This window comes from Streptomyces cirratus, assembly GCF_014650775.1.
Lineage (GTDB): Bacteria > Actinomycetota > Actinomycetes > Streptomycetales > Streptomycetaceae > Streptomyces > Streptomyces cirratus.
In genome coordinates this window covers 108,410-120,522 of the sequence record NZ_BMVP01000004.1, presented here as the reverse complement: position 1 = coordinate 120,522, position 12,113 = coordinate 108,410, and the positions used below count along the sequence as shown (strand labels likewise).

Sequence of the window (12,113 nt, the reverse complement as noted above, 5' to 3'; positions counted from 1 at the left end):
CACCTGCGCACCGCATGCCGACGTGCTGCCGCAGGCATCCAAACTCCCTGCACCTCAAGGGACTTGAGACAAGCGGATCGCACCGGGTGGAGGTGGGGGCGGCCCTGCGGGGTAGACGGAAGGCATGGAGACCTCTTCGCGTACTTCCGAGCAGCCGGTCACCCCGCCGCGCCGGGGCAGGATGCGGTGGTGGCCACTGGGGGCCGGGGGCCTGGCCCTGCTCGTGGCGCTGGTCGTGGTCGTCGGTCGTTCCAGCCTGCTCCCCGGCCTCGGCGGCCTGTTCGGCGAGGACACCCGCGACCGCTCCGGTCCCGCGCTGCTCAAGTCGATCCAGGACATGCACCGCTACGAGGGCGCGGTCGGCAACTTCCAGGTGGTGGTCGACCTGGAGAAGGACGCCGCCTTCCTGCCGGACGCCATCCGCGGGACCCGCACGCTGTACGTCGGCGCCGGCGCGGTCAGCGGATACGTCGAACTGGGCGGCCTCGGCGAGAAGAGCGTCACCGTGAACGACGACCGGACCGAGGCGTCGATCAGGCTTCCGCACGCGACCCTCGGCCCGGCCGCCCTCGACCCCGACCACTCCTACGCCGTGTCGAAGCAGCGCGGCCTGCTGGACAGGCTAGGCGACTTCTTCTCCGACAATCCGGCCGGCGAACAGGCCGTACAGCGCCTGGCCGTCCAGCACATCACCGAGGCGGCCCGCGACAGCGGCCTCGCCGCACGCGCGGAGCAGAACACCACGGCGATGCTGGAGGGCCTGCTCCGCTCGCTCGGCTTCCGCAAGGTGAGCATCAGCTACGGGTGAACCGCGATCCCGGCCGGCGGCGACCGGAGTGGGAGCGGGTCCACCGGGGCAGGGGGGCGGTGACGCACACGGGCGAAAGGACGGCACATGGCGGGAGCGCTGGTCGCAGGAGGATGGGGTCTGTTCGCCGGAGCGGCCCTGCTGGTGGGTGCGGCGGTGGGATCACTGTTCCGGGTCCCCGCCCAGTGGATCGCGCTGATCATGGCCTTCGGCAGCGGGGTACTGATCTCCGCCGTGTCCTTCGACCTGATGGGCGAAGCCTACGAACAGGGCGGCGTCGTGCCCACGGCCTGCGGGGCCGTGGCCGGGGCGGCCGCGTACTCCCTGGCGAACGTGGTGCTGGCCCGGCACGGAGCCCGGCACCGCAAGCGGTCGGGCGGGCACCAGCCGTCGGAGAAGGAACAGCCCGGTTCCGGCAATGCCATCGCCCTCGGCGCGCTGCTCGACGGCATCCCGGAGTCGGTGGTCATCGGCACCAGCCTGCTCGGCGGCGGCAGCGTGGGCGTCGCCACCGTCGCGGCCGTCTTCATCAGCAACGTTCCCGAAGGCATGGCGAGCGCGGCCGGTATGAAGCGGGCGGGGCGCAGCCGCACCTACGTCTTCACGCTGTGGGCGGTCATCGCGGTGGTCTCCGCCCTGGCGGCACTGGCGGGGTACACGCTCCTCGGCAGCGCTTCCCCGAGCGTCTTGGCGGCGATCACCGCCGTGGCCGCCGGGGCCATCCTCGCCATGATCGCGGACACCATGATCCCGGAGGCGTTCGAGCAGGCGCACCTCCTCACCGGGCTCACCACGGTGCTCGGGTTCCTGGTCGCTTTCGTCGTGTCCCACGCCTGACGCGCTCCCGATGACCGTTCCCGAACCGGCGGCGGCCGCACGCCGGTTCGGGAACGGGCGTGGCCCGGAGCGGACTCCGGGCCACGCACCTGCTCGGGCGGTCAGCGCCAGTCGATGCCCGCCCACTCGCAACCGCCGGCGAAGCCCGGGTTGCCGTGGTTGACGCCGCCCGCCAGGTAGCAGGCGCCGTGGTGCGCCGAACCGCTGTTGTGGTCGTCGTCACCGTGGGCGAGCGCGGTGGCGGCGCCACCGAGGACCATGGTGGCGGCAAGGGCGAGGGTGGTGACTGCGGCGCGGATGCGCATGGCTACTCCTTGAGTAGGGAGGGGTTGGTGTGCTCATCAGAAATCACCCCTGCCGCGTTCCCGGAAACACGCCCTGCGTCGGATGGACGAGCGGGCGGCGGGGGCGGACGCCGATCCGGTTGCGCGAGCACGAACTGCCCGTGGCGGACCGGAGTCCCGCAGTCCCGAGCCATCGGTATCCGTGGGCGCACGGCACCCCGCGTCCGGGGCGGCGGGACGGACGACATGCCGCCGTTCGGCGCAATGTCACCGACGGGCGAGTGGCTCCACCTGTTGGGGGGACCGCCCGGCGGTTGGAAGCCCCCGCGCGGGGTAGCCGCCGCATGCCGGCTCCGGGCGGGACCGGAACGACGTGAGGAGCTGCGAATGGCGGAGCTGAGCCTGGACCCGTTGACCGATGTGCTCGACGGTCCCATGTACGTGGTGACCACCGCGGCGGACGGCGAGCAGGCGGGGTGCCTCGTGGGCTTCGCCTCGCAGTGCTCGATCCACCCCGCGCGCTACATGGTGTGGCTGTCCACGGCCAACCACACCTTCGGCGTCGCCCGCCGGGCCACCCACCTCACCGTGCACGTCCTGCGGCGCGAGCAGCGCGAGCTGGCCAGGTGGTTCGGCAGCGAGACCGGCGACCGCGTGGACAAGTTCGAGCGGGTCGCCTGGCACCAGAGCGCGGACGGCAGCCCGGTGCTTGACGAAGCCTGCGTCTGGTTCGTCGGACGGATCGAGGAGCGCATCCCGGGCGGAGACCACGTCGGCTTCCTCCTGACCCCGACCGAGCAGTCCCCGCCGGTCGCGGGAACGCCCGCGCTGCTGCGGTTCAGCGACGTGAAGGACTTCGAGCCGGGCCACCCGGCCTGAGCGCCGGTTTCAGTGGCGAACGTCCGGGGGACCGAGCACGGCCGTGCAGTCGTGCCACGCCGCCGGGCTGAGCAGCGGCCGGAGCCGGGTGAAGAGGGCGAGGAGGTCGCCTCCCCACCTCTCGCGGAAGCCCGCGTCGACGCGGGCGATGTCCAGTTCGTTCGCGGCCGAAAGCTCGGCGAAGTCCTTGCGCTGCGGGAGCGTGGGGACGAAGGTGCGGCCGGTGAACCGGTCCCGGAAGGCCGCGCCGGCGTCGTCGAGCGTCGGGTACGAAGCGCCGCGGTCGCAGCTCGCGTACAGGTACACGATGGACTCGGCTTCGGCGCCGATCAGTTGGCCGAGGCGGGAGCCTCCGCGAGGGGCAGGGGAGCGGTGGCGAACCCGTCCGTGCCGTAGAAGGCGTGGCACAGTCCCGCCAGTTGGAGTGCGGGCCGGGCCGCCCAGTGTTCCAACTGCCGCTGAACCCGTTGCAGGTGCGCGCCGAGGGTGCCACCGGGATGCGGGGTGGCCGAGGCGCCGAGGTCGTCCAGGAGGTGCAGGACGGCGGTGACGAGGCCGGGGGGAAGCGCCGTCCGGGTCACCGCCCCTCGGGTGACGGCCAGGGGTCGCCCTGGACGCGTGCGTGAAGGTGCTCGTCGTGCCACCCGTCCGCGTGCAGCAGCGCGCTCCGCATCACCCCCTCCAAGGGGAACCCCGCCCTGGTCGCGACCCCGCACGACGCCCGGTTGGCAACGGAATGCGTGATCCGCAGGCGGTGCAGGCCCAGTTCCTCCACAGCCCAGCGACTGACCCGGACCGTCGCCTCGGCCATGACCCCGTGTCCCCGCCCGGCCGGCAGCAGCCAGTACAGGAACTCGCCGCTTCCTCCCCGCAGATCCATGTCCGCCAGCCCGATCAGCCCCACGGGCTCGGCCTCCTCGGAGCGGCAGACCGCCCAGATCGCGACCTCTTCGGCCCGCCAGCCCTGCTCCCAGCGTCCGATCTTCTCGACGGCCGCGTCCAGCGTGAGGCCCACGGGCCGGTTCCACTGCCGGACCTCGGGGTCGCGGCAGGAGACCACCAGCACGTCGGCGTCGTCGGGTCGCCACGGACGCAGGACGAAGCCGCTCGCGAGGCGGAAGGACGGTTGCCCGCCACCACTCATGCTGCCGGCGGGGACCACGGGGGCTATCGGAGCGATCACCACAGCATCATGCCGGGGCGCCGGCGCGGCCACCACCCTGCCGCGCCCGTGCCGCCGCAGGCGAAGGCCCCGGCGTCCTCGTGGAGGCCGGGGCCGTGCGCCGTGCGTGCCGACCCCGGATGCCGGGGGGCGGTCAGGCGGAGCAGCCGCGCAGGCGGCGCCCGGTCAGCTGTTGGCGGACAGGTTCCCGGAGAGGACCGGGATGTTGTCCAGGATGTGCGACAGCGACTCGTCGCCCTTGGCCTGGGTGGAGTTCTCGGTGCACTGCTGGTTCTGCGGGTTGGACAGGACGTTGATGTCCTGGACACCGATGTTGGCGATGACCGCCACCAGGGACTGGGCGTTGACCTTGGCCGGGAGGCCGATGCAGGGCTTGTTCAGCGTGCCCTGGACCAGGCTCAGCTGCGGGCTCATGGCGCCCTCGGTCTTCTGGTTGCCGTAGATCTGCGCGGCGCCGTTGCCGTTGACGGTGTTGATCCCGTTGTCATTGCCGATGGCCATGGCCGGGGCGGCGACGGCAGCGCCCGCGCCGATCGCGGCGGCGGTGGCTGCTGCGGTGATCATCATGTTCTTCAGCATTCTGGCGCATTCCTTAACTTGAACGGAAAAGGGCCCCTGGCGGGGAAGTCGTCCTGCTAACGCGAGGCCGGCCCCCGATGTGGCGGCATGTCACCCGATCGCGCGTGCATCGGCGCCGCAAAAGCAGTTCGGTTGACGCGCGGACGCACCCTAGGGTGGCGTGATGGTGCGGGTACGGGAGATGTACGAAGCCGACGTCGACGCCGTCTCGGCGGTCCGGGTGCGGGGCTGGCAGTCGGCGTACGCCGGAATCGTCCCCCAGGGGTACCTGGACGCGATGACGGTCGAGAGCGATGCGCAGCGGCGCCGGGCGTGGTTCGCCGATCCGCTGCGGCGGTCGACCGAGCTCGTCGCCCTCGACGACGACGGCGCGCTCGTGGGCTGGATCAGCTGCGGTCCGTACCGGGGGCCCGCCGGTGTCCGGACCGGGGAGGTCTACGCGCTCTACGTCCGGCCCGACCGCATCGGCGGGGGCGTCGGCCGCGCCCTGCTCGGCGAGGTTCACGCACGTCTGGAGGCCCAGCAGTTCCGGGCCCTGGCCCTGTGGGTCCTCGGTGACAACCGGCAGGCCAGGCGTTTTTACGAACGAGCCGGTTTCCGGCCCGACGGCGCGACCCGGGAAGACGGCTACGGGGACGTCACGCTCACCGAACTCCGCTACCGGCGTCCGCTGCCCTGAGCGGCAGCGGCGGGCTCTCGGGCCAGACCAGCAGCACGGGGCAGGAGGCGTGGTCGACGATGAAGCGGCTGGCCGGACCGAGGCTGCGCGGACCCGGACGGGTGTGATCGCCGTCGCGGGCGAGGATCAGCAGATCGGCCCCTTCCGCGGCGGCCACGACCTCCGTCTCGGCCCGGCCGGTGCGCTTGAGCGGTGTGCAGGGCCGGCCGAGGCGTTCGCTCGCGGCGGCGAGAAGGCGGTCGGAGGCAGCGGAGGCGAGGTGTTCCATCGCCGTACCGGGATCCCGTTCGACGCGTGCCCGTCCGAGGAGCCCGGCGAAGGCCCCGTGGCCGACGTCGCTCACGTCCTGGGCGGCGACGTGCAGCAGCACGATGTCGGCTCCGGCCGGCGCGAACCTCCGGGCAGCCTCGGTACAGGCCTGCCAGGTGCCTTCGACGAGCCAGGTGATCACGGTCACGGTCGTTCACCCTCCGAGGACGTTCGGTGCCTTCCAAGGTGACACACGGCGTGGCAATTCGCCGTGTTCCGGGCCTTCCACCCCCATGCGGCGCCGTACGCGGTGGGTAGTACTGTGCGCCGGGTGGCGTTCCGATCCTCCCTCTCCGTAATGCGGCACAAGCCGTTCCGTTTATTCGTCCTGGCCCGGATCATTTCGATGAGCGGTTCGGCGATGGCGCCCGTCGCACTGGCATTCGCGGTGCTCGGATTCGACGACCGGCCGAATTCGCTGGCAATCGTCCTGGCCGGCAATACCGTTCCGCAGCTGATCATGCTGCTCGTGGGAGGCGTGATCGCCGACCGGCTGTCGAAGCGGCGCGTCATCGTGCTCGGAAACCTCGTACCGGCCCTCACGCAGGGGGCAGTTGCCCTGCTCGTGGCGTCGGGGACGGCGGACGTGACACGGGTCGCCGCCTTTGCCGCCCTCGCCGGGGGCGCCTCGGCGCTCACGCAGCCCGCCATGAACAGCCTTTTGCCCCATCTCGTCGCAGCGGGAGAGATCCAGGAAGCGAACGCCCTCATGCGGCTTCCGGTCAATGCGGTGAAAATCGCCGCGCCGGCGGTCGGTGGCCTGCTCGTCGCCCTGGTGGGGCCGCAATGGACACTGGCCTGGGATGCCGCCAGCTTCGCCATCGCGGCCGCCCTGGTGAGCCGCCTCGCCATTTCCGCTCCGGAAAAGTCGAAATCCACGGTTCTACGGGATTTCAGGGAAGGGTGGGCCGAATTCTCGGGCCGGTTCTGGCTCTGGTCGTACGTCCTGTCAGGAACCGTCGTCGTCGCACTGTGGCTCGGCGGCTACCAGCTCCTGGGCCCCGTCGTGACCCACGACCGGAATCTGGGCGCCGCCATGTGGGGGACCGTTCAAGCAGCCTTCGCCGTCGGCCTCTTCGGCGGTGGGTTCATCTCCCTCAAGTGGAAACCCTCCCGGATCATGGTCGTGTGCATCTGCGCGAACCTGCCGCTGGCGTTCCCGCTCCTCGCCCTCGCGGCCCGCGCCCCGCTCGTCGTCCTCGCGTCCAGCGCGGTGCTGGCCGGAGCCGCCCTCGACGTCGCCATCGTCTGCTGGCACACCGCCATGCAGGAGCAGTTGCCTTCACAGGTGCTGGGCCGGGTGAGTTCGCTCAGCTCGACCGGCGAACTCATGGCGGTGCCGCTCGGCTACCTCGCCGTGGGCGCCGCGGCCACCTCCCTGGGGCCGACGTCCGTCCTCCTCGCCGGCGCCGCCGTGATGACGCTGGCCACCCTCGTCCTCCTCCTCGCCCCGAGCGTATGGGCGATACGGCGGCGGCCCGTTGAGGCTCCGGACGCCGTCGCCGCGTGAGCGCTCAGCAGGGGTTCGTGGCGAACAGCTCCAGATGGCCGCACCGCCGGCAACGCCAGGCGTCGATCTGACGGCGAGGGCGGCCCATCAGCTTCGCCCCGCCGAACAGGCCCCGTTCCAATGGCCCCGCTATCCACCGGGTGTACCCGGGCGCCGACTGGCCGGCGTCCTCGGCGAACCCCGGTTCGAGGTCGCCGGCGCCGCAGAAAGTGCACCGCATGTCTGTCATCCGGTGAGTGTACGTATCGCGTCGCCGGCCCCGGGGGCCGGGCGGAGCGCAGGCCACGGCGCTTTCTTAGCGGGACGTTAGATCTGGGCGCCGTCGCTTGTCCCGGTGCGCGGGCCGACGCATGCTCTGGGCACTTCCCCACAGCCGGGGGCCGTTCACCTCCGCCCCCTCCCCCCGGGGACTTCCCTCTGGAGCCGCCATGACTTCGTCCGCCGTCCTGCCCCCGGCGCCCCCCGGGGACGCCCGCAAGAAGCGCCGTCTCGCTCTCGTCGGCGGGTCACTCGGCAACCTCGTGGAGTGGTACGACTGGTTCGTCTACGCCAGCTTCGCCATCTACTTCGCCGACTCGTTCTTCCCCGGGGACAACCCGACCACCCAGCTGATGAACACGGCGGGGATCTTCGCGGTCGGCTTCCTGATGCGCCCCGTCGGCGGCTGGATCCTCGGCCGCGCCGCCGACCGGCACGGCCGCAAGAGCGCGCTCACCCTCACCGTCGCGATGATGTCCGGGGCGGCCCTCCTCATCGCCGTCGCCCCGACGTACGGGCAGGCCGGCTACGCGGGCGCCCTCGTCCTGCTCCTCGCCCGCCTGCTGCAAGGCATGAGCATCGGCGGTGAGTACGCGGCCAGCGCCACGTACCTCACCGAGGCGTCGGCCCGTGATCGGCGGGGACTGGGCTCCTCCTTCCAGTACGTGTCGATGACCTGCGGCCAGCTGCTGGGCCTCGGCATCCTCATCACGCTCCAGCACACGCTCACCACCGCCCAGTTGCAGGACTGGGGCTGGCGCATCCCGTTCGTCTTCGGGGCACTGTTCGCCGTCGTCGTCTTCTGGCTGCGAAGGCGGCTGCAGGAGACCGACGCGTTCCATGAGGAGTCGTCGGGCGCCGAGGCACACGACGACAGCGCACGCGGCACGCTCAAGGCCCTGTGGCAGTACAAGCGGCAGGCCGGCCTGGTCATGGCGCTCACGCTCGGCGGAACCGTGGCCTACTACACGTACACCACCTACCTCACCAAGTACCTGGTGGGCAGCGCCGGCATGGCGAAGACGACCGCCACCCTGGTCAGTTTCACCGCCCTGGCCCTCTTCGCCGTGCTCCAGCCCTTCGCCGGGATGCTGTCCGACCGGATCGGCCGCCGTCCCCTGCTGATCACCTTCGCGGTGGGCTGCACCGTCGGCACGTACCCGATCATGACCGCCCTCGGGTCGGCGTCCTCGTACTGGTCCGCGCTGGGACTGTCCCTGCTGGCGCTGGTCATCGTCACCGGCTACACCTCCATCAACGCGGCGGTGAAGGCGGAGCTGTTCCCGACCCGGGTACGGGCCCTGGGCGTGGCGCTGCCCTACGCGATCGCCAACGCGCTGTTCGGCGGCACGGCCGAGTACGTGGCGCTGTGGTTCAAGGACAGCGGCCACGAGAAGATGTTCTTCTGGTACGTCTCCGGCTGCGCGCTCGTCTCCCTCGTCACCTACGTCCTGATGCCGGACACCCGAAACGCCGCGCTCAGCCGCGCGGAGGCGGAGGCCGACGACCCGGTCCGGCAGCTCGCGTAAGCTGCTGCACCGGGCCGACCGGTCGGGCGGGGGCTCGACTTCCGGTTCGCGCGCGTCACGGGGAGGACCGCCGGTGCACGCCCTTCTCGTCGAGGACGACGACCGCATGGCCCAGGCCCTCGGCACCGCACTCGCCCAGCGCGGGCACACGGTCCGCCGGGCCGGCCGAGCCCTGGACGCGCTGCGGCACGTACACGAAGCCGACTTCGTCCTGCTCGATCTGGGCCTGCCCGACCTGGACGGCCTGGAGCTGCTGCGCCGGCTGCGTACGGTCTGTGACGCGCCGCTGATCGTCGTGACCGCGCGCTGCGACGAGCGCGACATCGTGCAGGGTCTGCGGGCCGGCGCCGACGACTACGTCGTCAAGCCGTTCCGCATGGCCGAGTTGATCGCCCGCATCGACACCGTGCGCCGCAGGACGGGGATCGCGTCGGGCCGTTCGGCGGCCGGCCCCTCCGGCGCAGGTGGCCGCCCGGTGCGCACCGGGGACGTCGAGGTCGACCTCGCGGGCCGCACGGTCACGGTGGCCGGCCGCGACGTCAGGCTGACACGGCGGGAGTTCGACGTACTCGCCTTCCTGGCCGCCCGCCCGGACGAGGTGCACTCCCGCGAGGAGATCCTGGACCGGATATGGGGCGACGCCTTCCTCGGCGCCTCACGGTCCCTGGACGTCCACGTCGCCGGCATCCGCGCCAAGACCGGCCGCTCCGCGCTCGTGCGCACGGTCCGCGGCTTCGGCTACCAACTCGGCTCCCCCGCCGCGGGTGACGAAGGGGACGGCGGAGGATGAGACGCCGCCTCCTCACAGTGCTGATGGTGCTCATGGGCGCCGCCGCGCTGCTGCTCTGCGTCCCCCTGGCCGACGCGTACGCGCGCGGACGGACCGAGCACCTGCTCCTGCAACGACGCTCGGAAGCGGTGCGGTTCGCCGACCTCGCCGACCGGATGCGCACCGGCGCCGACCGGTCGGAGCTGTCCGCCGAGATCAGCCGCTACGCCCAGCTGTACGGCGCCGGGGTGGTCGTCGTGGACACGGGCGGACGCACGCTCGCGCGTTCGGGACCGACCTCTCGCGACTCCACCGGGACGCAGGACGCGCGCCGCCGGGCCCTCACCGGCCGCTCCACCGACCGGCTGCCCACCCTCAGCCCCTGGGGGCCGGCGAGCGTCGTCGTCGCCGAGCCGGTGGGCCGCGACGAGCGGGTCAGCGGGGCGGTCCTGCTGTCCGTACCCACCGCGGCGGCCCGCCGGGACGTGACGGTCCGCTGGTCGCTGATCGCCGCCGGGGCGCTGGCCGCCTTCGCGGCTGCCGCCCTCGTCGCTGCGGGAACCGCGCGCTGGCTGATGCGCCCGGTACTCGACCTGGACCGGGCGGTGGAAGGACTGACCGCCGGACGCCTCCAGGAGCGGGCCGTCTCCTACACCGGGCCGCCCGAACTGCGGCGTCTTCGACAGCACTTCAACACCATGGCACAGGCCATGGCCGAGGCCATCGGCCGCCAGCGCGACTTCGTCGCCGACGCCTCCCACCAGTTGCGCAATCCGCTCGCCACGCTGGTGCTCCAACTGGAGAACGTCGAGCCGCACATCGCCCCCGGGCCGGGCCGCGCCGAGCACGCCCGCGCCCTGGACGAGGCCGAACGGCTGGAGGAACTGCTCGACGGTCTGCTGGCGATGGCGCGGGTGGAGTCGGGCCACGCGGAGCTGGCCGGCCAGGACGTGTCGCAGGCGGTACGGCAGCGGGTCACGGCCTGGACCCCCGTGTTCCGCGCCGCCGGACTGGAGCTGACCGCGCCCGGCCTCCCCGAGGACCTGCGGGCAACGGCCCTGCCCGACGCCACGGGCCGCATCCTGGACGCCCTCCTCGACAACGCCGTCAAGTTCGTTCCGTGCGAGGGCCGCGTGTGCGTTCGCGCCGCGCGGGACGTGGACGACGGGCAGATCGTCGTCCGCGTCACGGACGACGGCCCGGGTGTCCCGCCGGAACAACTCGGCGTGCTGCTGCGGCGCTTCGGCCGCTCGCCCGAGCACCAGAACGTCCCCGGAACCGGCCTGGGGCTGGCCATCGCCGACGAGATCGCCCGCATCAGCGGCGGCCGCCTCGACGTCACCGCCAACACGCCCCGCGGACTGGCCTTCGAGCTGCGCCTCCCGCCCTGCCCGGCCCCGCCCTGACCGCTCAGCCGTACACGGACCGGTAGTAGTCGACCGCGCCCGGGTGCAGCGGCACGCGGCCGGTCGAGATGGCGAACCGGGGCTCCAGCCGCGCCCCAGCCGTCACCTCCCGCAGCAGGTCACCCCACCGGTCGAACACCACCGTCAGCAGTTCGCGCGCCGCCCTGCGCGGTAGGTCCGCGCGGGCCAGGAGGTAGTTGGCGACGCCGAGGGTGCCCACGGGCTCCGCCAGACCGTACGCCCCGGCCGGCAGGGTGACGGCCGTGTACACCGGGCCGTAGCGTTCCCGGAGCGGCCCCACGTACCCGTCCAGCGGTACGAACCTCAGGTCGGCTTGCTGCGACAGGGCCGTCAGCGCCGGGGTGGGTACGCCTCCCGACCAGAACAGTGCGTCGACCGCGCCCTCGCGCAGTGCCCGCGCCGACTCGGCGAGGCCCAGTTGCCGCTCGCGTGCGGGGGAGGGGCCGTCGCTCACCCCCGCTTCCCGCAGTACGCGTCCCGCCACCACCTGCACGCCCGAGCCCGCGGCGCCCGCCGCGACCGGCCGCCCGGCAAGGTCGCGTACCGACCGGACCGGCCCGCCCGCCGGGACGAGCAGGTGCGTGTAGTTCACGTAGACCCGTGCCAGCGCCGTCACGGAGGCCGCACGGGCGAACGGCTCGCGCCCCAGCGCCGCGTCCTCGGCCACGTCCGCCATGGCCAGCGCCAGGTCGACGGAGCCGGCGTCCAGCTCGCGCAGGTTGTCCACGCTGGCCGAGGTGCTCACGGGAACGATCCGCAGACGGCTGCCGCTCGCGCTGACGGCCTGCGCGAGGGCCCTGCCGAACGCGTTGTACGGGCCTCCCTCCGGGCCCGACGCGAGCAGCAGCCGGCCGGCCGGACCGGAGTCCCCGGTGCATCCGGCGCAAGCACCCGCCATCGCGGCGCCGAGGGCGCCGAGCCCGGCTCCCATCACCCGTCGACGGTTCAACTTTGCGCTGCCCACGTCAAGAGCCTAGTGCTGTGGCCGGGAAGGCTTGCCGGGTGTCGCGACCCGGTGAACCTTTCCGGTCACAGCACCAGCCAGTGCGCGGAACGCCGACA

16 protein-coding genes are annotated in these 12,113 nt (G+C 72.4%); 8 read left to right on the top strand and 8 right to left on the bottom strand.

Going from position 1 to position 12,113, the window contains the following annotated elements; translation table 11 throughout:
* The first annotated feature begins 124 nt into the window (after positions 1 to 124).
* Together IE207_RS13140 and IE207_RS13135 are read left to right on the top strand one after the other, a co-directional pair.
* Positions 125 to 808 (top strand): DUF4230 domain-containing protein, encoded by a 684-nt coding sequence (locus IE207_RS13140; RefSeq protein ID WP_190184329.1) that lies wholly within the window; start codon positions 125 to 127, stop codon positions 806 to 808.
* An 87-nt stretch (positions 809 to 895) separates the two neighbouring features.
* Positions 896 to 1,645, top strand: a complete 750-nt coding sequence (locus IE207_RS13135; protein WP_190184328.1) for a ZIP family metal transporter — start codon at positions 896 to 898, stop codon at positions 1,643 to 1,645.
* A gap of 101 nt (positions 1,646 to 1,746) precedes the next feature.
* Here the strand turns inward: IE207_RS13135 and IE207_RS13130 are convergent, their stop codons facing one another.
* Positions 1,747 to 1,950: a hypothetical protein gene (locus IE207_RS13130; RefSeq protein ID WP_190184327.1), complete on the bottom strand. Its 204-nt coding sequence runs from the start codon at positions 1,948 to 1,950 to the stop codon at positions 1,747 to 1,749.
* Between the two features lie 366 nt (positions 1,951 to 2,316).
* Here IE207_RS13130 and IE207_RS13125 point away from each other — a divergent pair, with 366 nt between their 5' ends.
* Positions 2,317 to 2,808 (top strand): flavin reductase family protein, encoded by a 492-nt coding sequence (locus IE207_RS13125; protein WP_190184326.1) that lies wholly within the window; start codon positions 2,317 to 2,319, stop codon positions 2,806 to 2,808.
* A gap of 9 nt (positions 2,809 to 2,817) precedes the next feature.
* Here IE207_RS13125 and IE207_RS33955 read toward each other — a convergent pair whose 3' ends face one another.
* The 4 genes from IE207_RS33955 to IE207_RS13110 all read right to left on the bottom strand — a co-directional run bounded on the left by IE207_RS33955 (position 2,818) and on the right by IE207_RS13110 (position 4,570).
* Positions 2,818 to 3,114, bottom strand: a complete 297-nt coding sequence (locus IE207_RS33955; RefSeq protein ID WP_308433589.1) for a hypothetical protein — start codon at positions 3,112 to 3,114, stop codon at positions 2,818 to 2,820.
* Between the two features lie 23 nt (positions 3,115 to 3,137).
* Positions 3,138 to 3,389, bottom strand: coding sequence for a DUF6817 domain-containing protein (locus tag IE207_RS33950; RefSeq protein WP_308433588.1), 252 nt, complete (start codon positions 3,387 to 3,389; stop codon positions 3,138 to 3,140).
* Complete coding sequence (locus IE207_RS13115; RefSeq protein ID WP_229873689.1) at positions 3,386 to 3,991, bottom strand: GNAT family N-acetyltransferase; 606 nt, start codon at positions 3,989 to 3,991, stop codon at positions 3,386 to 3,388. Before IE207_RS13115 ends, IE207_RS33950 begins: the two co-directional genes overlap by 4 nt.
* A 165-nt stretch (positions 3,992 to 4,156) precedes the next feature.
* Positions 4,157 to 4,570 (bottom strand): rodlin, encoded by a 414-nt coding sequence (locus tag IE207_RS13110; protein WP_190184325.1) that lies wholly within the window; start codon positions 4,568 to 4,570, stop codon positions 4,157 to 4,159.
* A 163-nt stretch (positions 4,571 to 4,733) separates the two neighbouring features.
* Between IE207_RS13110 and IE207_RS13105 the strand changes: the two genes are divergently transcribed.
* Positions 4,734 to 5,249, top strand: coding sequence for a GNAT family N-acetyltransferase (locus IE207_RS13105; RefSeq protein ID WP_190184324.1), 516 nt, complete (start codon positions 4,734 to 4,736; stop codon positions 5,247 to 5,249).
* Here IE207_RS13105 and IE207_RS13100 read toward each other — a convergent pair.
* Positions 5,215 to 5,706, bottom strand: coding sequence for a universal stress protein (locus IE207_RS13100; RefSeq protein WP_190184323.1), 492 nt, complete (start codon positions 5,704 to 5,706; stop codon positions 5,215 to 5,217). The two genes, IE207_RS13105 and IE207_RS13100, sit on opposite strands and share 35 nt — an antisense overlap.
* A gap of 63 nt (positions 5,707 to 5,769) precedes the next feature.
* Here IE207_RS13100 and IE207_RS13095 point away from each other — a divergent pair, with 63 nt between their 5' ends.
* Positions 5,770 to 7,068 carry an MFS transporter gene (locus tag IE207_RS13095; protein WP_229873688.1) on the top strand — a complete coding sequence of 433 codons (1,299 nt, stop codon included), beginning with the start codon at positions 5,770 to 5,772 and terminating at the stop codon, positions 7,066 to 7,068.
* A gap of 4 nt (positions 7,069 to 7,072) precedes the next feature.
* Here IE207_RS13095 and IE207_RS13090 read toward each other — a convergent pair whose 3' ends face one another.
* Entirely contained in the window at positions 7,073 to 7,297 is a 225-nt protein-coding gene (locus IE207_RS13090) for a hypothetical protein (RefSeq protein WP_190184322.1), read from the bottom strand.
* 199 nt (positions 7,298 to 7,496) lie between these two features.
* Here IE207_RS13090 and IE207_RS13085 point away from each other — a divergent pair, with 199 nt between their 5' ends.
* The 3 genes from IE207_RS13085 (at position 7,497) to IE207_RS13075 (ending at position 11,030) form a co-directional block, all read left to right on the top strand.
* On the top strand, positions 7,497 to 8,855 hold the full coding sequence (locus tag IE207_RS13085; protein WP_190184321.1) for an MFS transporter: 1,359 nt from the start codon (positions 7,497 to 7,499) through the stop codon (positions 8,853 to 8,855).
* Between the two features lie 73 nt (positions 8,856 to 8,928).
* Positions 8,929 to 9,645: a response regulator transcription factor gene (locus IE207_RS13080; RefSeq protein WP_190184320.1), complete on the top strand. Its 717-nt coding sequence runs from the start codon at positions 8,929 to 8,931 to the stop codon at positions 9,643 to 9,645.
* Positions 9,642 to 11,030 (top strand): HAMP domain-containing sensor histidine kinase, encoded by a 1,389-nt coding sequence (locus IE207_RS13075; protein WP_190184319.1) that lies wholly within the window; start codon positions 9,642 to 9,644, stop codon positions 11,028 to 11,030. Before IE207_RS13080 ends, IE207_RS13075 begins: the two co-directional genes overlap by 4 nt.
* A 4-nt stretch (positions 11,031 to 11,034) precedes the next feature.
* Here the strand turns inward: IE207_RS13075 and IE207_RS13070 are convergent, their stop codons facing one another.
* The gene (locus IE207_RS13070) at positions 11,035 to 12,015 is read right to left on the bottom strand and encodes a TAXI family TRAP transporter solute-binding subunit (protein WP_229873687.1); all 981 of its coding nucleotides are present in this window, start codon (positions 12,013 to 12,015) and stop codon (positions 11,035 to 11,037) included.
* Positions 12,016 to 12,113 lie beyond the last annotated feature (98 nt).